The organism is Reyranella humidisoli, assembly GCF_019039055.1.
Lineage (GTDB): Bacteria > Pseudomonadota > Alphaproteobacteria > Reyranellales > Reyranellaceae > Reyranella > Reyranella humidisoli.
The window spans coordinates 1,874,517-1,898,201 of the sequence record NZ_JAHOPB010000001.1 but is presented as its reverse complement, the minus strand read 5'-3'; the positions used below and the strand labels follow the sequence as shown (position 1 = coordinate 1,898,201).

Below are 23,685 nucleotides of genomic sequence, written 5' to 3'. Positions count from 1 at the left end.
TTCGCTTTTCATCAAACTGGGTCCTGCGCGCCCTTGCGTTCGACGATCATGCGGTACTGGTCGGGCTGGCGGTGGACGGCGAAGTTGAAGGTCGTCGTCTTGTAGCTCTTGCCGGCATCGAGGTCGCAGCGATGGACGACAAGCTCGTCGCCGTCGCCGCCCGCGCGCGCGACCACCTTGCCCGAGGGCGCCACGATCATGCTGTCGGCGAGCGAGGGTACGCCCTCCTCGGTGCCGCCCTTGGCGACGCCGACCACCCAGGTGCCGTTCTGGTAGGCGCCGGCCTGCATGGAGAGCTGGTTGTGGAACCAGGAATGCTCGTCGTGATCGGGTGACGGCGCGTTGTGCAGCGGCGTATTGTAGCCCAGCAGCACCATTTCGACATTCTGCAGGCCCATGACGCGATAGGTCTCGGGCCAGCGGCGATCGTTGCAGATGCACATGCCCATGTTGGCGCCGAACGCCTTGACGACGGGAAAGCCGAGATTGCCGACCTCGAAGTAGCGCTTCTCGAGATGCTGGAACGGACGCTCGGGCTCGTGCCCGGCATGACCCGGCAGATGGACCTTGCGGTACTTGGCCACGATGCGGCCGTCGCGCTCGACCAGGATCGAGGTGTTGAAGCGCCTGATGCGCCCGTCCTCGTTGGCGAGCTCCGCATAGCCGAGACAGAAACCCATATCGAGCCGCTTCGCCTCGTTGAACAGCGCCGCCGTCTCGTTCGACGGCATCTCCTGCTCGAAGAAGGAATCGATCTCGGCCTGGTCCTTCATCCACCAGCGCGGGAAGAAGGTCGTAAGCGTGAGCTCGGGAAACACCACGAGATCGCAGCCCATGCGCCTGGCTTCGCGCAGATGGGCGATCAGCCGCTCGACCACGTCGCGGCGGGTATGGCTGCGCTGGATGGGCCCCATCTGCGCCGCACCGACAGTCAGAAAACGAGTCATCGTCACCTCTTCGCCGACGAGTATAGCGTCTAGGAACCGATGCGCTTCACGTCGTTGGTGAATTCAGCCGAGCAAAAAGTGCCACCCTGGAAGAGATCGCCGACCGGATCTGGTCCGATCTTTGCCTGCTCGGCCTCGGCGTGGACGCGGTGATCCTCGGCCTTGTCCTGCGGACGATAGCCGAGCTGCTGGGCCCGCGAATTGTCCCACCAGCCCGCTGCATTGTCCGACGCACCGTAGAAGATCTCGTAGCGGAGATCGGGATGATCGAGGCCGATCTGGAAAAGCTGCACGAGATCGCGCGGTGAGATCCAGATCGAGAGGCGTCGCACGTCGAGCGGCATCGGGCCGACATTGCCGATGCGGAAGCAGGTCACGCCGATCCCGTGCTTGTCGGAATAGAGCGAACCCAGCGCCTCGCCGAACACCTTGCTGACACCGTAGCGGCTGTCAGGCTTGACCGTGAGGTCGGTGCCGATGCGCTTGCTGCGCGGATAGAAGCCGATCGCGTGGTTGGACGAGGCGAAGATCAGGCGCTTCACGCCGGCCTCCCGCGCCGCTTCGAAGACATTGTAGCAGCCGACGATATTGGCCTGCAGGATCTGGTCCCAGGTGCCCTCGACCGAATGGCCGCCGAGATGGATGACGCCGTCGGCGTCCTTCAGCACCGCGGCCACCTCGTCGGGCCGGGTGAGATCGGCGGCGACGAAGGTCTCGCCCGGCTGCAGGTCCGCAGGCTTGACCCGGTCGCTCAGCACCAGCCCTGGATAGAGCTTCGCCAGCAGCGGCCGGGTCATGGTGCCGATGCCGCCGGCGGCGCCGGTGAGGACGATGCGGCGCCGGGCGTTCCTAGCGTCGGCCATTCTTCTTTCCTCCTGCCAGTTTGCGATAGCGCTCGAGGGAGCGCGTGAGATGGTCGCGCATCGCGCGCCGCGCCTCGACCGGATCGCCGTCGGAGAGCGCCGTCACGATGCGCGTGTGTTCGAGCTGGATGCGTTCGAGATAGAGGCGGCGCTCGGCCGGTGTATCGACTTCGAGCCGCACGCTCTGGCGCGGGATCACATGGTTGCCGAGATAGGCGAGGAAGCGCGGAAACTGATCGTTGCCGGTGGCTTCGGCGATGGCGCGGTGAAAGGCGAAGTCCTCGGCAACGGCGCCCTCGCCACGCTGCAGGGCGGCCTCGATGGCGCGCCACGCCGCCTCAATCGACGCGAGTTGCTTGCGGCTGGCGCGCTCGGCCGCCAGGGCCGCGGCCTGCACCTCGACGGCCAGCCGCAACTCCATGACGTTGATGATGTCGGGCAGCGAGGTCGCGCGGGGCGGGACGATTCGAAACGGGCCCGCCGCCGGATCAGCGACGTAGGCTCCGGAGCCGCGGCGCGTCACCACCAGCCCATCGGCCCGCAGAGCGGCGACCGCCTCGCGCACGACGGTGCGGCTCACGCCGAATTCCGTGGTCAGTTCCTGCTCGGTCGGAAGGCGCGCGCCGGGCGCCAGCCGGCCTCCGCGGATGTCGGCGCTGAGCCGCGCCATCACCTGCTCGGCAAGATTGTTGGCGGGCTGCTTGTCGGCCATCGAGGGGATGCTAGCGGCCATGAAGTTGTCAGACAATTGAGAACGGCGATCATCCGGGCCCGCCGCTCGCCGTACAGAAGCTATGTGCCGGCGAGCTCCAGCATCACGTTGAGCAGCACCTGCGCCCCGGCGGCGAGATCGGCCGCTTCGGTATGTTCCTTCACATTGTGGCTGAGGCCCGCCACAGACGGCACGAAGATCATCGCTGTCGGACAGACGCGCTGCATCATCTGCGCGTCGTGGCCGGCGCCCGAGGGCATCCGGCGCGTGCTGAGCGACAGCGCCCTCGCATGGTGCTCGACCCGGTCGACCAGGCCCGCATCGAAAATCACCGGCTCGAAGCGTGCCAGCACCTTCGCCTCGACCTCGACCCGCTCGGCCGCGGCGACCTCCGCGATATGGGCGGCGACCCTGGCCTCGGCCTCCTTGAGCTTCGCCTCGTCGGTGTTGCGCAGGTCGACCGAGAAGATCGCGCGATTGGGCACGACGTTGATGAGGTTGGGCCGCAGCGCCAGCGAGCCCACCGTGGCCACCTGGTCGCCGCCCATCTCCCAGGCGAGCTTGCGCGCGAAGAGATTGACCGAGGCCGCGAGATAGCCGGCGTCGCGACGCAGGCGCATCGGCGTGGTGCCGGCATGGTTCGAGATGCCGGTCACGGTGTATTCGGTCCACGAGATGCCCTGCACGCTCTCGACGACGCCGATCTGAACCTTCTCCTCGTCGAGGATCGGGCCCTGCTCGATATGTAGCTCGACGAAGGCATGCGGCTTCAACGCACCGGGCTTCACCGGCCCGAGATAGCCGATGCGGCGCAGCTCGTCGCCGACCGAGGCGCCGTCCTTGTCGGCTGCGACATAGGCCTCGTTGAGCCCGATGCCGCCGACATAGACGAGACTGCCCATCATGTCGGGCTGGAAGCGCGCGCCCTCTTCGTTGGTGAAGAAGGCGACGGCGATCGGCCGGCGCGTCGTCACGCCGGCCTCGTTCAGCGCGCGCACGACCTCGAGCCCCGCGAGCACGCCGTAATTGCCGTCGTAGCGCCCGCCGGTGCGAACCGTGTCGATATGGCTCCCGGTCATGATGGGCGCGAGGTTCTCGCGACCGGCGCGCACGCCGATCACGTTGCCGATGGCATCGACCGTCACCGCGAGGCCCAGCGCCTTCATCCAGCCCACGACGAGATCGCGGCCGAGCCGGTCTTCGTCGGTGAGCGCCAGACGCGCGCAGCCCCCGCCTTCGATGGCGCCGATGGACGCCAGCTCGTCCAGAGCACCGAGCAGTCGCCCTTCATCCAGTCGCAACATGAATTTCTCCAGTGTAACCAAGACCTTAGACGTTCGCTGGATATCGGGCAAAATATCACGACGGCTTGATCCGGATTGCCTTGCCAGCGCCACGGGCCGGGGTCACTTAGGAAAGCGATGGGACGTTTCCTCGCCTTCCTGCTCGTTCTGCTGGCAAGCCCGGCTTTTGCGCAGTCTGTCGTACAGACCGACCATGTGCGTTCCGAGCTCGTGGCCGAAGTGGCGACGGTGAAGCCAGGCGAGCCCTTCTGGGTCGGCCTGCGCCAGACCATCCGGCCGAAGTGGCACACCTACTGGAAGAATCCGGGCGAATCGGGCCTACCCACGGAAATCGCCTGGAAGCTGCCCGAAGGCGTCAGGGCCGATCCGATCGTCTGGCCGGCGCCGTCTCGCTTCGATATCGGCGGCATCACCAACTACGGCTTCAAGGACGAGTCCGTCCTGCTGGTGCGCATCACGCCGCCGGCCAATCTCTCGGGGCCGCTCACCCTCGCGGCGGAAGCCAATTGGCTGGTCTGCGAAGACGTCTGCATTCCCGAGGAAGGCCGGTTCGAGCTGGTGCTGCCGTCGGGTGCCGCCGCGACGCCGGCCTCGCCGGAGACGCGGACCCTGTTTGAGCAGGCGCGCCGCGCGCTGCCGACGCAGAGCCCGTGGCCCGCGCGCTACGGCGTGTCGAAGGCCGGCGATCCGACCCTGCTGGTCGAGGCGAAGGGCCTGAAAGCCGGCGCGATCAGCGATATCTATTTCTTCCCGGCCGAGTGGGGCCCCGTCGCCACCATGGCGAAGCAGAACGCCACGGTCACCGCCAAGGGCATCCGCATTCCGCTGAAGAAGGGCGACGCCAAGACGGCAATGCCGGCCGAACTCGCCGGTACGCTGGTCCTGACGGAGAAGACTGCCGACGGCAGCGTGAAGCAGGCCTTCGATCTCTCGGCCAGGCTCGACCCCGCCTTCGTGCCGACGGCCACGGCGTCGCTGGCGAACGCTGTGGGAGCGGAAGAAATCTCGCTGGTGCAGGCGCTGCTGTTCGCGCTGCTGGGCGGCCTGATCCTGAACCTGATGCCCTGCGTGTTCCCGGTGCTGGCCATGAAAGCCGCGGCCTTCGCGCGCCTCGCGGGTCACGAGCAGAGCGTCATGCGGCGCGACGGCATCGCCTATACCGCAGGTGTCCTGATCTCCTTCGCCGCCATGGCCGGCGTGGTCATCGCGATCCGCTCGGCTGCCGGCGAGGTGAACTGGGGCTTCCAGTTCCAGTCGCCGGTCTTCTCGCTGCTGATCGCCTATCTGTTCTTCGTGGTCGGCCTGAACCTCTCCGGCGTGTTCGAGGTCGGCGGGCGGCTGGCCGGCGTCGGCCAGGGTCTGGTCTCGCGCGGCGGCACGACCGGCGCCTTCTTCACCGGCGTGCTGGCGGTGATCGTGGCGACGCCCTGCACCGCGCCGTTCATGGCAGCGGCCCTGGGCTTTGCCCTCAGCCAGCCCGCGCCCGCCACCGTGGCGGTGCTGCTGGCGATGGGCCTCGGTCTGGCCCTCCCCTATCTCGCTTTGTCGATGACGCCCGCGCTGCAGCGGCTTATGCCGCGGCCGGGCGCGTGGATGGACCGGCTGCGTCAGTTCCTCGCTTTCCCGATGTATGCCTCGGCCGTCTGGATGATCTGGGTGCTGACCCAGCAGACCGGCGCCGATGGCGTGCTCTATGCGCTGGGCGGCATGATCCTGATCGCCTTCGCCATCTGGCTGCTGCGGATCGGCAGCGGCGCCCCGGCGGGCACCTGGGTACGGCGCGGCCTCGCCGCCGCCGCCGTGCTGCTGGCCTTCGCCGCGACGCTGAAGATCGACGACAGTCCCGCGACCGCCGCCTCGGCGTCGGGCGCTGCCAGTGCCGGCGTCAGCTTCGAGGGCTGGGAGCGTTTTTCGCGTGCCCGGATGGCCGAGGCCGTTGCCGCCGGCAAGCCGGTGTTCGTCGACTTCACCGCCGCCTGGTGCATCACCTGCCTTGTGAACGAGCGCGTCGCACTCGAAGTGCCGGCCGTCCGCAAGGCCTTCGAGCAGGCGGGCGTCGTCAAGCTCAAGGGCGACTGGACCAACCGTGATGCCGAGATCACGGGCGTCCTGAAGGAACTCGGCCGGGCGGGCGTACCGCTCTACCTGTTCTGGGCACCGGGCGCGGATCGACCGAAGATCCTGCCGCAGGTCCTCACCGAGTCGCTGATCCTCTCGGAACTGTCGTCGATCCAGCAAGCCAAACGTTAGGAGGCACCATGTCGAAGCTGAATGTCCCCCGTCGTACCCTGCTGCTCGGCAGCGCCGCGATCGCCATCGCTCCGGCCGCCGCCTTCGCCACGACGAGCCCCGATGTGGGCAAGCCCGCACCTCAGTTCAGCGCCGTCGACAGCAACGGCAAGACCTGGTCGCTGGCCGACCTCAAGGGCAAGATCGTCGTGCTCGAGACGACGAATCACGACTGCCCCTATGTGCGCAAGCACTACAACGCCAACAACATGCAGGACCAGCAGCGCGAGGCCGCCGCCAAGGGCGTCGTCTGGCTGACCGTCGCCTCCTCCGCCACCGGCGAGCAGGGCCATGTCACCGCGCAGCAGGCGAACGACCTCACCAGGAGCCGCAACGCCGCGCCGGCCGCCGTGCTGCTCGACCCGCAGAGCAAGGTCGCGCGCGCTTACGGCGCGACGGTGACGCCGCACATGTACATCATCGATGCCAACGGCACGCTGGTCTACAAGGGCGGCATCGACTCGATCCCGTCGTCCAGCGCCGCCGACATCCCCAAGGCCACGCAGTACGTCCGCGTCGCGCTGGGCCAGGTGCAGGCCGGCCAGAAGGTCGCCGACTCCTCGACCCGCGCCTATGGCTGCACGCTGAAATACCCGAAGACCTCGACCTGACGGACCGGCCATGCCGCACGACGGCTGGCATCCGCACGACGAGGAGCCTCACCACCATCATCACCACCACGGCCCGCCCACGCGGCGGACCGTGCTGGCGGTGGCCGCTCTGCTGCCGTTCGGTGCCGCCAGCGCCCAGACGGTCGACGCCGCGCAGCGCATCGCCGACGCCGCCAATCGCTTCCTGATCTCGCTCGACGAGGGCCAGCGCCAGAAGGCGATGATCGCTTTCGACTCGGCCAATCGCCTCGACTGGCACTACATCCCGCGCAGCCGCCCGGGTCTCGCTCTGGGCGAGATGCGGCAGAACCAGGCCGACGCGGCCCGCGCGCTGTTCGCCTCGGTGCTGAACCAGCGCGGACTCGAACTACTCGACGGCGTGCGCCTGCTCGAAGGCGTGCTGCGCGAGCAGCAGGGCAGCTTTCGCGACCCCGCCCGCTATTACGTCTCGGTGTTCGGCACGCCCGGCCGCTTCCCCTGGGGCTGGCGCTTCGAAGGCCATCACCTCTCGCTGAACGTGGCCCTGCCCGCCGCCGGCCATGTCTCGGTGACGCCGATCTTCACAGGCGCCCATCCTGCCACGGTGCGCGACGGCCCCAATCGCGGCTTCCGCCTGCTCGGCGCCTCCGAAGACATTGCCCGCCAGATCATGGCCGGCCTCAACGAACAGCAACGACAGGCCGCGACCATCGCCAACCGCTCGTTCGGCGAGATCGTGGCGAGCCCGCAGCGCGAGCAGGATCTCGGTAGCCCAAAGGGCTTGTTGCTGGGTGAGATGACCGGCGCGCAGCGCACCCTGGTCGAGGCGCTGATGGACCGTTTCCTCGGCACGCTCGCCGCCGATCTTCTGGCCCAGCAGAAACAGCGCGTGATGCAGCAGGGTCTCGCGACCTTCCGTTTCGCCTGGGCGGGGTCAGTGACACCAGGCGAGGCGCACTACTTCCGGGTCCACGGCCCCATGACCCTGATCGAGCACGACAACACGCAGAACGGTGCCAACCACGTCCATGCGGTGTGGCGCGACCTCGCCGCCGATTTCGGCCGCGACGCGCTGGCCGATCACTATCGCCAGCAGAAGCACCGCTGACGCGGGCTAGAATCTTTCCGGCTTGGACTTGGCTATCAAAGATCAATTACTTCCCCATTCAGATGGGGAAGTGCCCCGTCATACGGGGCGATGGGGTCATGGGTGGCGCAAAGCAATGCCCCCTCCGACGGCGTAAGACGCCGCCACCTCCCCATTTGAATGGGGAGGAACTTGATTCTGCGTCGATCGGAAAGACCCTAAACCGCGGGCGCGGCCGCAACGTTGGCGCCGTGCACGAGCTTGTGAATGAAGCCCAATTTCTCGATCGCTGGCGGTGACAGCACGAAAGGATAGAGGTCGGGCTGGCCCATGGCGCGGTTGAGGCTGTTGAGCGCCAGCGACAATGGCAGCCAGCTGTCGATGAGCTGGCCGATCTCGGTGGCGCGATAGGGATCGAAGTCGACGCTGGCATCCAGCTCCTCGCCTTTGGCCAGAAGCGGCTGGGTCGACAGGCCGAAGGCGCGCGCGATCTCCAGCGTATCGACGATGTGGAGGTAGTGCGCCCAGGTCTCGGCGAAATCCTCCCACGGGTGCGAGGTCGCGTACTGACTCACGAAGCTTTCCTGCCAGTCGGGGGGCGCGCCATTGGCATAGTGGTTCTGCAGCGCCTGACCGTAGTCATGACTGTCGTCGCCGAAGATTGCGCGGCAGGCGTCGAGCTGGCCGCCGTCACGCACCAGCCGGTCCCAGTAGTAGTGCCCGATCTCGTGCCGGAAGTGGCCGATCAGCGTGCGATACGGCTCATGCATGGCGACGCGATTCTGCTCGCGGCAGGCGTCGTCGGCCTCGGCCAGCGCCAGGGTGATCAGGCCGTTGTCGTGGCCGGTCATGACCTTGGGTGCATTGGGATCCGGAAGCTCTGCCAGGAAGTCGAAGGCAAGCCCCGCTTCCGGCGATTCGGCCTTGGTCGGGGCCGGCAGCTTGAACCGCAGCAACGAATAGAACATCCGGTGCTTGGCGATCTCGATCTTCTGCCAGTTGGCGAGGTTGTCGGCGACGGTCAGGTCAGGGATCGTCCTGTTGTGCCGGCAGGACAGGCAGAACGCTTCCGGCGATGTCGAATCGACAAGCCAGTTGCAGGTGGCCTGCTGGGCATTGGCGCAGAAGCGGTACAGCACGTCCGGCGACACCAGGGCGCGCCACAGGTCGCCGTTCGGCTCCAGCGCCGAGAGGGTTGCGGCCTCGGGGACGTATCCGAGCCTGTGCCCGCATTTCACGCAGACATCGTTCTCGAAATACAGGATCTGCTGGCAGCTCTGGCATTTGAAAAGTTTCATCGCGGCCACAACGTCCGACCTGCCCCTGTGTTGCCGTGCTTTCCGGTCGCAGGGGAACTTTTGACCTGCACCGCCCGTTCATGGGGCCTCACAGGGAGACGCGCATGAGCGCCATGACGAAAGCCCAGGATACGACGCTCCCCGAAGAGACGATTACGCCGCCCGCAGTTCTCGTCCATGGCGGCCGTGTCCTGCCGGCCGTCACGGTGGATACCTACAATGAAGAATTGCGCGATGAAGAAGGCTTCGTCGGCGATCGCGCCAGTCGCCGCGCCTTTCACGCCATCCTGGCCGATTGGCGAGACCGTCTGAAGGAGCGCGGAGAGGATCCGTTCGGCGACGTGCCGATGGAGGAAATCTCGAAATCGAAGCTCGACAAGATGCTGTCCAGCGGCGACCCGGTGTCAGCGGGCCTCGTCCACACCGTCGTGGAGGAGTTCGCCGGCGAACTGGCGACCGTGATTCGCCGCTTCCTCCGATTGGACACGTGGAAGGACACGCAGCGCATCGTGATCGGAGGCGGCATGATCGGCAGCCGGATCGGAGAGCTGGCGATGGGACGGACCAGCATCATGCTGGCGGCCGATGGCATCAAAATCGAGCTCGCGGCGATCCAGAACGATCCCGACGAAGCGGGCCTGATTGGTGCCGTACATCTCGCCCCAAGCTGGGTGATGGCAGGGCACGATGCCATCCTCGCCGTCGACATCGGCGGCACCAACGTGCGGGTGGGCGTTGTCGAACTCAATTCGGGCAAGCGCGGCGAGATCGAAGAAGCCGACGTGTGGAAGCGCCAGGTCTGGCGCCACGCCGACGACAAGCCCGGGCGCGACGAGGCGGTCGAGAAGATTGCCGCCATGCTCGCCAAGCTGATCGACCGCGCGGGCGAGGAGAAGATGAAGCTCGCACCCTTCATGGGAATCGGCTGCCCCGGCCTGATCGACGAGCACGGCTTCATCCTCAAGGGTGGGCAGAACCTGCCCGGCAACTGGGAGGGCAAGTCCTTCAACCTCGCCGCCGCGCTCTCGGCACACCTCCCCAAGATCGGTGCCCACGATATCTTCATCCAGATCCACAACGACGCGGTCGTCCAGGGGCTGAGCGAAGTGCCGAACATGAAGGACGTCGAGCACTGGGGCGTGATGACGATCGGCACCGGCCTGGGCAATGCGCGGTTCACCAATCGCGAGTGACGCAATCGAACAAGGTAGGATCCGTCGCTACGCTCAGGATGACACCGGTTTGCTGCATTGGCGCATCTGCGCCAACTTCAACAATGGTGTCATCCCGAGCCTAGCGAGGGATCCTTCTCTTCTGGCGCCCTACCCCATCTGATAGCCGGGCGTGGATTTCGAGATGGCGATCTCGGCCTCGTCCATGTCGTCGATGATGCCGTCGAACAGCGGCGTCGTGAGATAGCGTTCGCCGGTGTCGGGCAGCATGCAGAGGATGACCGAGCCGGGCGCAGCCTTCGCAGCGACCTGCAGGGAAACGGCGAAGGTGGAGCCGCCGGAGATGCCGGTGAAGATGCCTTCCTTCTGTGCCAGCGCCTTGGCGCATTTGATCCCCTCGGCACCGGCGATCGGCACAAGCTCATCGTAGAACTTGCGGTCGACCGACTCCTGCAGGACCAGCGGGATGAAGTCCGGCGTCCAACCCTGGATGGGATGCGGTTCGAAAGCCGGATGACTTACGGCGGGTGAGCCGTCGGCGCCGCGCTCCTGCGCCTTGCCGCTGCCGAGGAGCTGGGCGTTGGCCGGCTCGGTCAGGATGATCTTCGTCTCCGGCCGTTCCTTGCGCAGCACGCGGGCCACGCCCGTCACCGTGCCGCCGGTGCCATAGCCGCTCACGAAATAGTCGAGCCGCTGGCCCTTGAAGTCGGCCAGGATCTCGCGCGCCGTCGTGGCCTCGTGGATTTCGGCGTTGGCCTCGGTCTCGAACTGGTGCGCGAGGAACCAGCCGTTGGCCTTCGCGAGTTCGACGGCCTTCTGGTACATGCCGAAGCCCTTCTGGGCGCGCGGCGTGAGCACGACCCTGGCGCCCAGCATGCGCATCAGCTTGCGCCGCTCGATCGAGAAGCTGTCGGCCATGGTGACCACCAGCGGATAGCCCTTCTGGGCGCAGACCATGGCGAGGCCGATGCCGGTATTGCCGCTGGTCGCCTCGACCACGGTCTGACCGGGCTTCAAGGTGCCGTTGCGCTCGGCCGCCTCGATGATGTTGACGGCCAGACGGTCCTTGACCGATCCGCCGGGGTTGAAGGCCTCGGCCTTCACGTAGATGGTGACGCCCTTGGGGGCCAGCGCGTTGATCCTGATGCACGGCGTGTCGCCGATCGTGTCGAGCACGCTGTCGTAGAGCCGGCCGCGCCCCCGGGTGGTCCTGACTTTGGCGTCCATCCCCGTCTCTCCTTGGTTGATCGGGAATTCTAGGCCGGTCGGGCCGGTCGCGATACCCGATCCATACGCAATCCGTATCGACCTCGTGTACTTCGCGCATCCGAGGATAGACTAGTATCCCATGCGCTACGCAAAGCTGCCTGGGAGGCCCACAATGACCACGCCACACGAGCGACCGAAGAGCGATCCGGCCCTTGAACACCCGAACGCGGCGTTCGCTGGCGAGACCCTCGGCCGCTTCACCGCGCCGCGTCAATCCGTGGCCGAACGCAAGGCAGCCGGGAAGAGGTTGCGCGAGTCCGTGCCGCGCGAGAGCCACGCCCAGTTTCGAAAGAACGCCGACCGGCCCGACCCCGTCGCCATCCTTGAGGCGCAGAATCTCAGCCGTGCCCAGAAGCTCGTGCCGGTGCGCTTTGCACGCATGCTGGCCTCGCCCTTCGCCTTCCTGCGCGGCTCGGCGGCCGTGATGGCCTCCGACCTCGCCACCACGCCCACCACCGGCCTGCAGGTGAACGCCTGCGGCGACATGCACGTCGCCAACTTCGGCGTCTTCGGCTCCGCCGAGCGCGACCTGGTCTTCGCCATCAACGACTTCGACGAGGTGTTTCCCGGCCCTTGGGAATGGGACCTCAAGCGCCTGGCGGCCAGTGCCGCCGTCGCCGTGCGCTTCATGGGCGGCGACAAGCACCAGGCGGCCGAGGCGGCGGTGGAAACCGTGCGTTCCTACCGCGTGCGGATGGCCCGCTATGCCGAGATGGGGCACCTCGCCACCTGGTATGACCGGATCGACGAGCACGCTGTTCTGGCGAGCCTGTCACCCACGGCCCGCAAGAATGCCCGGAAGCTGATCGGCAAGGCCCGCAGCAAGGGACACCAGCGGGTCCTCGGCAAGCTCGCCGAAGTGGTCGATGGAGAGCATCGTATCGTCGAGTCCATCCCTCTCGTGGTGCGCGAGACCCACACCGAAGGCGGGATTCCCATCGAACAGGCACTGGATGCGATGCTCGCTTCATATCTGGAGTCGTTGACCTACGACCGTCGCCGCCTCCTGTCGCGCTATCGCATCGTCGACGTCGCGCGCAAGGTCGTCGGCGTGGGGAGTGTCGGAACCGGCTGCTGGGTCGTGCTGCTCATGGGCAACGACAGCGACGATCCGCTGTTCCTGCAGGTGAAGCAGGCACAGACGTCCGTGCTGGCGGCCTACTCCGACTATCGGATGCCCTTCGAGAACGAAGGACGCCGTGTCGTGGTGGGCCAGCGCATGATCCAGGGATCGCCCGACATCTTCCTCGGCTGGGGGCAGCTGAACGACCGGCACTTCTACGTCCGTCAGCTCGCCGACATGAAAGGCGGGATCGAGATGGTCGAAGGAAACACCAAGGGGGTGAAAACCTTCAGCGAATACTGTGCGCTGTGCGGCTGGGCGCTGGCGCTGGCCCATGCGAAGTCGGGCGATGCCGCCGCGATCGCGGGCTATTGCGGCAACAGCACCGCCCTCGACGACGCCCTCGCCCGGTTTTCGCTGGCCTATGCGCGGCAGACCGAGCGGGATCACGAGGCACTCGACAAGGCACGCCGCAGTGGCCGCATCCGTGTCGCCTCCGAAAAACTGACGAAGTAGAATGGCGAAAACCTCGGGGGCTTTCATGAGACGCCGGACTTTACTGTTGGGTATGGCCGCGACGAGCCTTGCCGCAACGGCACGGCCGGGCTTCGCGCAGGGCGACCTCCTGCCCTCATGGAACGACGGACCGACGAAACGCGCGATCCTCGACTTCATCGCGCGCACGACCCTGTCCGGCGGGCGCGACTGGGTGCCGGTTCCCGAGCGCATCGCCTGCTTCGACAACGACGGCACGCTGTGGACCGAGCAGCCCATCTATTTCCAGATCGCCTTCGCGCTCGACCGCGTGAAGGCCCTGGCGCCGCGCCATCCGGAATGGCGCACGCAGGAGCCGTTCAGATCCGTGCTCGCGGACGACCGGGCCGCCCTGGCGGCGCTGGGCGAGAAGGGCTTCATCGAGATCATGGCGGCCACCCATAGCGGGCTGACCACCGAGGCCTTCACCAAGACCGTCCTCGACTGGCTGGCCACCGCGCGCCATCCCCGCTTCAACCGTCCCTATACGGATCTCGTCTATCAGCCGATGATCGAGTTGCTGGCGCTGCTCCGGGCCCATCAGTTCAAGACGTACATCGTCTCCGGCGGCGGCATCGAGTTCATGCGGCCCTGGACGGAACGCGTCTACGGCATCCCGCCGGAACAGGTCGTGGGCTCGTCGGGCGTCACCCGGTACGAACTTCGGCCGGACGGCAGCCCCGTCCTGATGAAGGAACCGAAGGTCATGTTCATCGACGACGGCCCCGGCAAGGCCGTGGGCATCAACCAGTACATCGGCCGTCGCCCTGTCTTCGCCTTCGGCAACTCCGACGGCGACCAGCAGATGCTGGAATGGACGGCGGCCGGCAGCGGCGCCCGTTTCATGGGCCTGGTGCACCATACCGACGCCGTCCGCGAGTATGCCTATGACCGCCCCTCGCTGGTCGGTCAGCTCGACAAGGCCTGGGACGAGGCCCTGCGCCGCAGCTGGACCATCGTCGACATGAAGAACGACTGGAAAGTGATCTATCCGTTCGAGTTGAAGTAACGGAGCGCGGGCACTCCCTGCCGCCACAGGAAGTGCGCGAGATTCTCGAGGGCGACACCCAGCATCACGATCATGAAAGCTCCGATGGGCGCCGCATAGAATCGCGTGGGATAGGCCAAGACGGCCTGCACGAAGAACAGGCCGACAAACGACAGACAGACCAGATTGATGGCGAGACGCATGCCGCACGCCGGCGTGCCACAACTTGCAGCCCGGCCGTTCGAAACAAAATGAACCATCAGGACAAGCGGCAGGAACAGCCAGGGCGGCGGAAAGTAGTCCGGTATCCTGTTCCTCAGGATCGACCAGGATTTCTCCATGTAGATGCGCATCACTTCGATCGGGTCGTCTGCCCATCGCGCGAAGTAGAGCGACCACATCAGCCGGAAGTAATCCTTGGATAGATACTTCACATCAGGCGCCACCCGCGCGGCGGCTTCCCGGCCCACGGCATCGTCATACCGGATGCCGAACTTGTTCGGCACCGTGCCGAGACCGATGTACAGCGTGTGCGCCAGGCCGTGCGTCGCCACCAGTTCCGCCGGCTCCACGGGATGCATCCGGTCTCGAACAGCCACCGTCAGGCGTGCCGCTTGCGATGCCAGCACTGTGACCAGCGCAAGGACGAGCAGGCCAGCGACTCGTCGCTTGTCGGCCCGGGAAGCCACTGCGATCCAGGCAAGGGTGCCCAGGGTAACGACGAGTGTCATCTGGGCGATGGCCTCCCGGACGAGGGAAGCGAAAGCCAGGGTAAGGACGCCCAAAAGGATGAGGCCGGTGCCCGCAACAGGCGGCACCCAGCGCCGCCAGCGCGCAATCAGCGCCAGGGGCAGGATCGGCTGCATGGCCGTAAGCCCGATGAACGCCCAGTGGGGTGACGTCCCGAACCATTCGAGGAAGACATACGGACCTAAGAGCAGCAGCACGACGGCAGACACGTACGATCCGAGCACCATCAGAAGGCCCGCAAGCAGGAGCAGACCGACAAGATTGATGACGAGGTTCAGATGCGCAACGTCGATCACGAGGATGGAGCGATCGGCCGCGAGCGCCCAGAGCGCCAGAACCAGCGCATGGCCCGGATCGTCCGCGAGTGCCCGGTCCGAAATCGGGACCAGCCTGCCCTGCTCGCAGATCACCAGCCAGGCTCCGCTCTCGCGGGCACACTCGGCGCTTTCCAGCCAGACGTTCGTGGCCTTCCAGTCCGAGGCTTCGTCGCCGCGATATCGGGTGGCCGCCTCGAACGACCAGTCGAGCTGCGGCCAGAGCACGAGACCGATGCAGGCGACGAGGCCGAGGGCCTGCAGCACGCGCAGCCAGGGCCGGCTCAAGGTCGGTATTGTGGTTCGATCACTCATTATCATCGCGGGAACGGGCAGGTCCGGGTGTGATATCGGAACCTGTCTGTCGACGCCATGGGGCGGCGTCTCAACGCCGGAAGGGCATCAACAGGAAGTCACGGATGGTGCGCGGCTCGGCAGTATCGTCGAGCCCGACCGCCGGCCATTCATCGGCGCGCGGGAAATAGGCCGTTCCGAACAGCATGTCCCACAGCGGCGTCGAGGTGCCGAAGTTGTGGTTGATATGCTGCGGTTCGCGAGAGTGATGGATGCGATGGAAGCGGTTGTCGCAGACCACGTAACGCAGCGGGCCGATGTTCAGGCGGGCCGATGAGTGGATGAAGTAGGAATGCGTGTTGGCCAGTACGATGACCAGCCACGGCACGGGCCCCGAGGCGACGCCGAGCAGGACCGACAGGGGCATGGTGACGGCGGCGAACTGGAACAGGTCCTCGGCGACATGGTGATAGCTCGCGGTCGCGCTCATCTCGGTGATGGAATGATGGACCTTGTGGAATCGCCACATCCAGCCGAAACGATGCTGCGCGCGATGCATCCAGTAATAGAAGACGTTTCCGACCATCGCGATGCCGAGCGCCGCGATCAGCCATCCCGCGACCTTGAGCGGGAGGGAGTCCGATTCCGTGAGCGGCCGAAGGTCGAGGAAGGCGAGCGGCTTCACGTCGAGGAAGCCAGCGCTGCCCTCCATGGCCTTGAGCACGACGGTGTTGATGGCGATCGCAACCACCAGGAAGGTGGCGGCCCGCCGGTAGGACTGTAGCGAATTGCGGGTGCGCGGCAGCAGCAGCTCGGGCAACAGATAGAGAAAGCAGGCGCCAGCCGGATACATCAGCCGGATGAGCAGCGAGTTCACCAGCCCATAGGCCATCGAGTACGCGTCGGCGATGAACGCAAGCATCGCCCCGTCTTATCGACCTTGGCGATCCCCGCCAAGGCGCACATTTGCAGTGCATGTGAGGACGGCAACCGTGAATAATCGACCGGCATCATGACCGGGCCGAAGACAAAACGCTGGGCGGCGGTTCTCGCCTTCAACCTTGTGGCCATCGCGTTGGTACTGGGCGCCGCGGAACTCGGCGTGCGCCTGCTGGCGGGCGCCGACCGTACCGACCAGGACGACCAGCTCCCGATGTGCCACGCCGACCCGGTCACGATCTGGCGCTACAAGCCGGACGTGCAGCTCAGCTATCGGGCGCCGGAATTCGAGATGCGTATCCGCACCAACGACGAAGGCCTGCGCAGCGGGCCGATACCGGCGGGCCCGGCGCCGACAGTGCTGTTCATCGGCGATTCCTTCACCTTCGGCTGGGGTGTCAGCGAGACCGAGCGCTACACCGACCTGATCGGCAAACAGCTCGGCGGCGTCCGCACCGTCAACGCCGGCCACTGGATGTACACGTTCGACCAGCAGCTCCTCCTGATGCGGCAACTGATCGAGCGGCACCGGCCCGCGGTGGTCGTGCAGGGCTTCTACTGGATGCATGTGCGGTCGCTGTTCAACCACCAGCTGGAACGCAACGCCGACGGCAGCCTGCGGGCGGTGCTGGACCCCAAGATCCATGTCGATCCGCAGGGCGTGCTGAAGTTCCGGTCGGACTGGCTGGAGCGGCCGCCGCTGGGCTCGCAGCTCGTGGCCTTCGTGGCCCGTGCGGTGCTGAACCGCGACCTGCGCGAACGGGCGGCCGACTGGGTCGACTATATGCGGCCCGACTCGACGCGCGACGCAACGCTCTGGGCCGAGACCGACGCGCTGATCGGCGAAACCGCGCGCCTGCTGCGCCAGGCCGGCATCTCCTACGTGCCCTTCCTCATCCCCGCCAGCGTGGAGGTGGGCGGCACGCAGTGGAGCCACCTGGGCTGGATGGGCTCGGCGCCGCCGCCCGGCATCGACGTCACCCTGCCCGCCACGCGGTTCGCGACGATGCTGCGGCGTCACGGCGCCGAGCCGGTCGAGTTGGCTGCCGCGCTGCGCGAGCTTGGCGGCGCGGCACTCTATTTTCCCCAGGACGGACACTGGAACGCGGCGGGACACGCGGCCGCGGGCAGGCTGCTCGCCCCCGCCGTGCGCCGCGCGCTCGCAGGGCCGGGGAACTAGCGTTTTTCCGTCTCGAATTGAGCCACTCACCTCACCCTGAGCAGCCGTGCGAAGCACGGCGTCTCGAAGGATGGGCAACAAGCGAGGTGCGTGTGCCCACCCTTCGAGACGCGGTCCTACGGACCGCTCCTCAGCGGTGAGGCCGTTGTTGAAGCCCGACGTGATTCTATCTTGTCCCGAAGGACGCTAACCGTATTGGCTGCGCAGCGTGCCGATGCCGTCGATGGCGATCTCGACGACGGTGCCGGCCTTCATCGGCAGCACGCCGAGCGACGTGCCGCAGGCGATGACGTCGCCGGGCACCAGCGTCATGTCCTGCGAGATGCGGCTGACCAGCTCGGCGGGCGGGAAGATCATGTCGTCGACCCGGTAGTTCTGCCGCTCGCGTCCGTTCACCAGCGTGCGCACCGTGAGCGACTGCGGGTCGAGGCCGGTCGCGACCACCGGGCCGAACACCCCGAACCCGTCGAAGTTCTTGGCCCGCGTCCATTGCGCGAACGACGGGTCGCGGTTGAGCAGTTCCATCGCCGTGACGTCGTTCACGCAGGTGTAGCCAAGGATATGCGAAGCGGCCTCTTCCACTGACACGCCGGAGCAGGCCTTGCCGATGACGATGCCCAGCTCGCCCTCATAGGCGACGCGGCCGTCATAGGATTTCGGCACCGGAATCGGCTGGCCGTGCGCGGCGAAGCTGTTCGGCGCCTTGAGGAAGGTGAGCGGCTCGGCCGGGATCGCCCAGCCGTTCTTCTCGGCGGCGGCCCGGAAGTTGTTCCACAGCGCCACCATCTTGGTGGGCTCGGTCGGCGTCAGCCAGCGTGCGTCGGCTGCCGCGACCTCTTCGCCGGTCGCCGCGCCGGGCTCGAAGATCGTGCCCTCGTGGAGGCGAATCGTTTCGCCGTCGAGGACGCCGACGCGCGGACGCCCTTCATGCTCGATGCGCGCCCGGAGCGTCATGTCGCGTCGGCGATGCGCTTGCCGGTCTGGGAGTCGAACAGGTGGATATGCTCTGGTCCGGCCTTGAAGCGGCGCTTCTCGCCAGGCTTCGCCAGGACGTGGCCGCCCTGCCGCACCGTGACGACCTCGCGCGCCTCGCCGAACCGGCCGTGCAGCAGCGTGTCGGCGCCCAGCGGCTCGGCCAGCTCGATCTCGAACTCAAGAGGGCCGTCCGCCGCCGGATGCAGGTGCTCGGGCCGGATGCCGACCGCGACGGGCGTGCCGTCGGCGGCCGTGGTGGCAAGGGCGATCGGCAGTGTCACATGCACCGCGCCGGTGCCGGCGAGTTCGATGGCCCGGCTTCCCGCGGAGACCTTGCCGGCCAGGAAGTTCATCGCCGGCGAGCCGATGAAGCCCGCCACGAAGACAGAGGCCGGCCGCTCGTAGACGTCCATCGGCGTGCCGATCTGGTCGGCGACGCCGGCGTTCATGACGATCAGTCGGTCGGCGAGCGTCATCGCCTCGACCTGGTCGTGCGTCACGTAGATCGAGGTGACGTCCAGTTCTCGTTGAAGCCGCTTGATCTCGAGCCGCATCTGAACACGCAACTTGGCGTCGAGGTTGGAGAGCGGCTCGTCGAACAGGAAGACCGCCGGTTCGCGCACGATGGCGCGGCCCATGGCGACGCGCTGGCGCTGGCCTCCCGAGAGCTGGCGCGGCCTTCTCTGCAGGAAAGTTCCCAGTTCGAGGATCTTCGCGGCCTTCTGCACCCGCTGGTCGATCTCGGCCTTGGACAGGCCGCGGATCTTCAGGCCATAGGCCATGTTCTCGTAAACGCTGAAATGCGGGTAGAGCGCGTAGTTCTGGAACACCATCGCGATGTCGCGATCCTTGGGTTCCAGCTCGTTCACGACGCGGTCGCCGATGGCGATCGTGCCGCCGGTGATGCGCTCCAGGCCCGCCACCATGCGCAGCAGGGTGGACTTGCCGCAGCCGGAGGGGCCGACGATGACGATGAACTCGCCATCGGCGACCTCGATGTCGACGCCGTGGATGACCTCGAGCTTGTCGTAGCTCTTCCTCACGCCGCGCAGGTGGACTTGCGCCATGGCCCTACTTCTCCGTCTCGACAAGGCCGCGCACGAACTGGCGCTGCATGAATACGACCACCAGGACCGGCGGCAGCATGGCGAGCATCGCCATGGCCATCAGCAGGTTCCAGCTCGGCACCGAATCGACCACGTTGGCCTGCCGCGAGACGGTCATGACCACGGTGTAATAACTTTCCTTGGTCGTGATCAGCAGCGGCCAGAGATACTGGTTCCAGCCGTAGATGAACTGGATCACGAACAGCGCCGCGATCGAGGTCCGGCTCATCGGCAGCAGGATGTCCCAGAAGAAGCGCATGGGCGAGGCCCCGTCGACTCGCGCGGCCTCGGTAAGCTCGTCCGGCACGCTCAGGAAGAACTGGCGGAACAGGAACGTCGCCGTTGCCGAGGCGATCAGCGGAATGATGAGGCCCGAATAGGAATCGAGCATGCCGAGCGAGGCGACGACCCCATAGGTCGGCACGATGCGCACTTCAACGGGCAGCATGAGGGTGACGAAGATCGCCCAGAAGAAATACATCCGGCCGGGGAAACGGAAATAGACGATGGCGAAGGCCGAGATGATGGAGATGGCGATCTTCCCGATGGCCACGCCCAGCGCCATGATCAGGCTGTTGGTCAGCGTCATCATCACGGGCGTGCTGCCGACCCGGCCATAGCCCTCGGTCAGGACCTTTGTGTAGTTCTCGATCAGATGGGGGCCGGGCAGCAGCGGGATCGGCGACTGCAGCATGGTCTGCTGGCTGTGCGTCGAGGCGACGAAGGTCATCCACACCGGAAAGGCGATGACCGCCAGGCCGACAAGGACGATGAAGTGGCTCAGCATCGTGAGGAAGGGCCGGTTCTCTACCATGTGAGTATGGGCATCAGTAGTGCACCCGACGCTCGATGAAGCGGAACTGCACGAAAGTGAGCGCGATGACCACGACCATCAGGATCACCGACTGCGCCGAGGAACCGCCGAGATCCTGGCCGCGGAAGCCGTCGTTGAAGACCTTGAACACCAGGATTTCCGTGGACTTGCCCGGTCCGCCCTTGGTCAGCGAATCGACGACGCCGAAGGTGCCGAAGAAGGCATAGATGATGTTGACGACGAGAAGGAAGAAGCCGACCGGCGACAGCAGCGGGAAGATGATGTCCCAGAAGCGCCGGCCGGGGCCCGCGCCATCGATCGCCGCTGCCTCGATCAGCGACTTCGGGATCGACTGCAGCCCGGCCAGGAAGAACAGGAAATTGTAGCTGATCTGGTTCCACACCGCGGCGATGACCACCAGCAGGAGCGCCTGGTTGCCGTTGATCACGTAGTTGAATTCGATGCCGATGCCCTGGAGCATCCAGGCGACGATGCCGACCGAGGGATTGAACAGGAACCCCCACAGGACGCCGGCGACGGCCGGCGCCACCGCATAGGGCCAGACGAGAAAGGCCTTGTAGCCGCTGGCGCCGCGGACGACCCGGTCCGCCATCACCGCCAGCAGCAACGAGAGCGCGAGCCCGATGGCAGCGACCAGGAAGCTGAACACGATGGTCAGCCGCGCGGAGTGGTAGTAGCCCGGATCGTTGAAGAGGTGGATGAAGTTGTCGAGGAAGACGAACTTGGTGTTGCCGCCGAAGGCGTCCTCGATCAGCACCGACTGGTAGATCGCCTGGCCGGACGGCCAGAAGAAGAAGACCAGCGTGATGAGGATCTGCGGTCCCACCAGAAGGTAGGGCAGCCAACGCTCGTTGAAGGTGACGCGCTTTTCCATGGCTCAGAGACGCGCCCCGCTTTCAAATCTCCTCTCCCCCGCTAGGGGGAGAGGCTGGGTGAGGGGGCGACGCACTTCCTGTACCCCCCTCACCTAACCTCTCCCCCTGACGGGGGAGAGGAACATGAAGAAGTTCACAGACAAGGCCAACCCTACTTGTTGGCCGCTTCGAAGCGCTTGAGCTGCTCGTTGCCCGCCTTCACGGCGTCGTCGAGCGCGGTCTTGGCGTCCTTCTTGCCCGACCACACGTTCTCGAGCTCGCCGTCGACGATGTCGCGGATCTGCACGAAGTTGCCGATGCGCAGGCCCTTCGAGTTGGCCGTCGGCGGATTGAGCGTCAGCTCCTGGACGGCCACCTCGCGACCCGGAAACTTCTTGTAGAAGCCTTCCTTTTCAGTCGCTTCGGCGGCGGCGGTCGTGATCGGCACGTAACCCGTCTCCTGATGCCACTTCGCCTGCACCGGGGTGCTGGCGAGATAGTTCATGAACTTGGCGACGCCCTTGTATTCGGCCGCCGGACGGCCCTGCAGCACCCACAGGGTGGCGCCGCCGATGATCGAGTTCTGCGGCTTGGGCGCAACGTCGGGCGAGTAGGGCATCATGCCGATGCCGAACTTGGACGCACCGCCCAGCGCCTTCTCGATACCCGCCGCAGAGCCCGACGAGGCGATGTGGAAGACGCAGTCGCCGGCGGTGAACAGCGCCGTCGACTTACCCTCGCGGCCGCCATAGACGAAGGTCTTGTCCTTGCCCCAGTCGGCCAGCATCTGGATGAACTTGACGCGCGGAGCGTCGTTGAACTTCAGCTCGATGTCGGTGCCGCCGAAGCCGTTGTCCTTGGTCGCGTAGGGCAGGTTGTGCCAGGCGCCGTAGTTCTCGATCATCGTCCAGGTCTGCCACTGCGGGGTGAAGCCGCACTTGGCGCCGGCCGCAACGGCCTTCTTCGCCATCTCGCCCAGCTCCGGCCAGGTCTTCGGCGGCTTGTTCGGGTCGAGACCCGCCTTCTGCAGCAGCTCCTTGTTCCAGTAGAGCACCGGCGTCGAGGAGTTGAACGGCATCGACAGCAGCTTGCCGTCCGGTGTGGAGTAATAGCCATAGACCGGGCCGATATAGGCCTTGGGGTCGAACGGCTCCTTGGCGTCGGCCATGAGCTGGTAGACCGGATAGACGGCGCCCTTGGCGGCCATCATGTTCGCGGTGCCGACCTCGAACACCTGCACGATGTGCGGCGCCTGCTTGGCGCGGAAAGCCGCGATCGCCGCCGTCAGGGTCTCGGTATAGGAGCCCTTGTAGACCGGGTTCACCTTGTACTCGGTCTGGGACTTGTTGAAGCCGTCGGCCAGTGCGTTGACCGTATCGCCCAGATTGCCGCCCATGGCGTGCCAGAACTGGATTTCGGTCTGCGCCAGGGCTCCCTGTGCGCTTACCAGAACCGCCGCAGCCGCGACGGACGAAAGCAGAATCCGTGTCATATCGAACAAACCTCCCGATGAAACTCCGCCGTTGTATCGGCGGGCGGCAAGACTGCCGTGTGTCTTATTTGTTTCAGTCTGATGACAGAACACCAAGACTGCGCACCGAGCGCAACCCCCAAATGGTCGGACCTAGGCGAGGGCGGCCAGGATCACGTCCGGCGCGTCGCTGATGACGCACTGCACGCCCATGCCGACAAGCGCACGCGCCACGTCCCCGTCGTTGATCGTGTAGACGCTGAGCAGGTAGCCGGCCTTGCGGATCTCGACCGCCCGCACGGCGGTCAGCCGCTTTCCGTTGGTGTTGATGCCGACCGCCGACACCGCCTCGGCCCGGACCTGCCAGTCGTCCTTCACCTCGTCGATCAGCAGGGCGCGCGCGAACTCGGGCGCCGTCTCGCGGGCGGCGGCGAGCGAGGCGTCCCTGAAGCTCGACAGGAGCGGCGCCGGCAGCTTTGCCGGCCACAGCTTGCGAAGGGTCGCGACCGTGACGCGCGCCGTCTCGGCCTCGCGGCCCTCGCACGGCTTGATCTCGACGTTGCAGCCGAGGCCCAATTCGGCAAAGCAGGCGATCGCCTGCTCGAAGGTCGGCACCGACGGCGGCAATTCCGCCGCGGTCATCTCCGAGGCGAGCCGGTCGACCCCGGTCGTCCGCTTGAGCGACGAATCGTGCATGACGATGGGCACGCCCTCCTTCGTCAGCTTGACGTCGATCTCGACCCAGGTGGCCCCCCGGCGATGAGCCTCGCGGAAGGAATCCAGCGTATTTTCCGGCGCATAGGCCATGGCCCCGCGATGACCGACGACTTTAGGCAGTTGCAGCATTTGGG

General features: G+C 66.1%; 21 protein-coding genes. 7 read left to right on the top strand and 14 right to left on the bottom strand.

Annotated elements, in window-relative coordinates; genetic code table 11:
• Nucleotides 1–11: 11 nt before the first annotated feature.
• Genes KQ910_RS09320 through KQ910_RS09305 form a run of 4 tightly spaced genes read right to left on the bottom strand, consistent with a single transcriptional unit; the run spans nucleotide 12 to nucleotide 3,826 of the window.
• Nucleotides 12–947, bottom strand: coding sequence for an N-carbamoyl-D-amino-acid hydrolase (locus tag KQ910_RS09320; protein WP_216958662.1), 936 nt, complete (start codon nucleotides 945–947; stop codon nucleotides 12–14).
• A gap of 29 nt (nucleotides 948–976) precedes the next feature.
• Nucleotides 977–1,810 carry an NAD-dependent epimerase/dehydratase family protein gene (locus tag KQ910_RS09315; protein WP_216958659.1) on the bottom strand — a complete coding sequence of 278 codons (834 nt, stop codon included), beginning with the start codon at nucleotides 1,808–1,810 and terminating at the stop codon, nucleotides 977–979.
• A complete protein-coding gene (locus KQ910_RS09310) occupies nucleotides 1,797–2,543 on the bottom strand; it encodes a FadR/GntR family transcriptional regulator (RefSeq protein ID WP_216958656.1) in 747 nt (248 codons plus the stop codon). Before KQ910_RS09310 ends, KQ910_RS09315 begins: the two co-directional genes overlap by 14 nt.
• Nucleotides 2,544–2,602: 59 nt before the next feature.
• Nucleotides 2,603–3,826, bottom strand: coding sequence for a Zn-dependent hydrolase (locus KQ910_RS09305; RefSeq protein ID WP_216958652.1), 1,224 nt, complete (start codon nucleotides 3,824–3,826; stop codon nucleotides 2,603–2,605).
• Between the two features lie 117 nt (nucleotides 3,827–3,943).
• Here KQ910_RS09305 and KQ910_RS09300 point away from each other — a divergent pair, with 117 nt between their 5' ends.
• The 3 genes from KQ910_RS09300 to KQ910_RS09290 are packed head-to-tail and all read left to right on the top strand — an operon-like array spanning nucleotide 3,944 to nucleotide 7,813.
• Nucleotides 3,944–6,076 carry a protein-disulfide reductase DsbD family protein gene (locus KQ910_RS09300; protein WP_216958649.1) on the top strand — a complete coding sequence of 711 codons (2,133 nt, stop codon included), beginning with the start codon at nucleotides 3,944–3,946 and terminating at the stop codon, nucleotides 6,074–6,076.
• Nucleotides 6,077–6,084: 8 nt separating this feature from the next.
• Entirely contained in the window at nucleotides 6,085–6,726 is a 642-nt protein-coding gene (locus KQ910_RS09295; RefSeq protein WP_216958646.1) for a redoxin domain-containing protein, read from the top strand.
• Between the two features lie 10 nt (nucleotides 6,727–6,736).
• A complete protein-coding gene (locus KQ910_RS09290; RefSeq protein WP_216958643.1) occupies nucleotides 6,737–7,813 on the top strand; it encodes a DUF3500 domain-containing protein in 1,077 nt (358 codons plus the stop codon).
• Between the two features lie 197 nt (nucleotides 7,814–8,010).
• On the opposite strand, the gene KQ910_RS09285 is transcribed toward KQ910_RS09290, so the two are convergent.
• Nucleotides 8,011–9,090, bottom strand: a complete 1,080-nt coding sequence (locus tag KQ910_RS09285) for a zinc-binding metallopeptidase family protein (RefSeq protein WP_216958639.1) — start codon at nucleotides 9,088–9,090, stop codon at nucleotides 8,011–8,013.
• A 104-nt stretch (nucleotides 9,091–9,194) separates the two neighbouring features.
• Between KQ910_RS09285 and KQ910_RS09280 the strand changes: the two genes are divergently transcribed.
• Nucleotides 9,195–10,283, top strand: a complete 1,089-nt coding sequence (locus tag KQ910_RS09280) for an ROK family protein (RefSeq protein WP_229600362.1) — start codon at nucleotides 9,195–9,197, stop codon at nucleotides 10,281–10,283.
• 129 nt (nucleotides 10,284–10,412) lie between these two features.
• Here KQ910_RS09280 and KQ910_RS09275 read toward each other — a convergent pair whose 3' ends face one another.
• A complete protein-coding gene (locus tag KQ910_RS09275; protein ID WP_216958636.1) occupies nucleotides 10,413–11,489 on the bottom strand; it encodes a PLP-dependent cysteine synthase family protein in 1,077 nt (358 codons plus the stop codon).
• A gap of 154 nt (nucleotides 11,490–11,643) precedes the next feature.
• Here KQ910_RS09275 and KQ910_RS09270 point away from each other — a divergent pair, with 154 nt between their 5' ends.
• Both KQ910_RS09270 and KQ910_RS09265 read left to right on the top strand, forming a co-directional pair.
• Complete coding sequence (locus KQ910_RS09270; RefSeq protein ID WP_216958633.1) at nucleotides 11,644–13,110, top strand: DUF2252 domain-containing protein; 1,467 nt, start codon at nucleotides 11,644–11,646, stop codon at nucleotides 13,108–13,110.
• Between the two features lie 52 nt (nucleotides 13,111–13,162).
• Nucleotides 13,163–14,137, top strand: a complete 975-nt coding sequence (locus KQ910_RS09265; RefSeq protein ID WP_229600361.1) for an HAD family hydrolase — start codon at nucleotides 13,163–13,165, stop codon at nucleotides 14,135–14,137.
• Here KQ910_RS09265 and KQ910_RS09260 read toward each other — a convergent pair.
• On the bottom strand, nucleotides 14,116–15,447 hold the full coding sequence (locus KQ910_RS09260; RefSeq protein ID WP_216958628.1) for a hypothetical protein: 1,332 nt from the start codon (nucleotides 15,445–15,447) through the stop codon (nucleotides 14,116–14,118). The genes KQ910_RS09265 and KQ910_RS09260 overlap by 22 nt on opposite strands.
• Before the next feature lie 118 nt (nucleotides 15,448–15,565).
• A complete protein-coding gene (locus tag KQ910_RS09255) occupies nucleotides 15,566–16,396 on the bottom strand; it encodes a sterol desaturase family protein (protein WP_216958625.1) in 831 nt (276 codons plus the stop codon).
• A gap of 90 nt (nucleotides 16,397–16,486) precedes the next feature.
• Between KQ910_RS09255 and KQ910_RS09250 the strand changes: the two genes are divergently transcribed.
• Complete coding sequence (locus KQ910_RS09250) at nucleotides 16,487–17,593, top strand: SGNH/GDSL hydrolase family protein (protein WP_216958622.1); 1,107 nt, start codon at nucleotides 16,487–16,489, stop codon at nucleotides 17,591–17,593.
• A gap of 186 nt (nucleotides 17,594–17,779) precedes the next feature.
• Here the strand turns inward: KQ910_RS09250 and KQ910_RS09245 are convergent, their stop codons facing one another.
• The 6 genes from KQ910_RS09245 to KQ910_RS09220 all read right to left on the bottom strand — a co-directional run bounded on the left by KQ910_RS09245 (nucleotide 17,780) and on the right by KQ910_RS09220 (nucleotide 23,680).
• Nucleotides 17,780–18,547: a fumarylacetoacetate hydrolase family protein gene (locus KQ910_RS09245; protein ID WP_216958621.1), complete on the bottom strand. Its 768-nt coding sequence runs from the start codon at nucleotides 18,545–18,547 to the stop codon at nucleotides 17,780–17,782.
• Entirely contained in the window at nucleotides 18,544–19,635 is a 1,092-nt protein-coding gene (locus tag KQ910_RS09240) for a sn-glycerol-3-phosphate import ATP-binding protein UgpC (protein WP_216958618.1), read from the bottom strand. Before KQ910_RS09240 ends, KQ910_RS09245 begins: the two co-directional genes overlap by 4 nt.
• Nucleotides 19,636–19,639: 4 nt before the next feature.
• Nucleotides 19,640–20,488, bottom strand: a complete 849-nt coding sequence (ugpE, locus tag KQ910_RS09235; protein WP_216958615.1) for a sn-glycerol-3-phosphate ABC transporter permease UgpE — start codon at nucleotides 20,486–20,488, stop codon at nucleotides 19,640–19,642.
• Between the two features lie 13 nt (nucleotides 20,489–20,501).
• The gene (gene ugpA / locus KQ910_RS09230; RefSeq protein WP_216958613.1) at nucleotides 20,502–21,383 is read right to left on the bottom strand and encodes a sn-glycerol-3-phosphate ABC transporter permease UgpA; all 882 of its coding nucleotides are present in this window, start codon (nucleotides 21,381–21,383) and stop codon (nucleotides 20,502–20,504) included.
• 152 nt (nucleotides 21,384–21,535) lie between these two features.
• Nucleotides 21,536–22,855, bottom strand: a complete 1,320-nt coding sequence (gene ugpB / locus KQ910_RS09225; protein ID WP_216958610.1) for a sn-glycerol-3-phosphate ABC transporter substrate-binding protein UgpB — start codon at nucleotides 22,853–22,855, stop codon at nucleotides 21,536–21,538.
• Between the two features lie 132 nt (nucleotides 22,856–22,987).
• Nucleotides 22,988–23,680 (bottom strand): glycerophosphodiester phosphodiesterase family protein, encoded by a 693-nt coding sequence (locus KQ910_RS09220; protein WP_216958609.1) that lies wholly within the window; start codon nucleotides 23,678–23,680, stop codon nucleotides 22,988–22,990.
• Nucleotides 23,681–23,685: the final 5 nt, after the last annotated feature.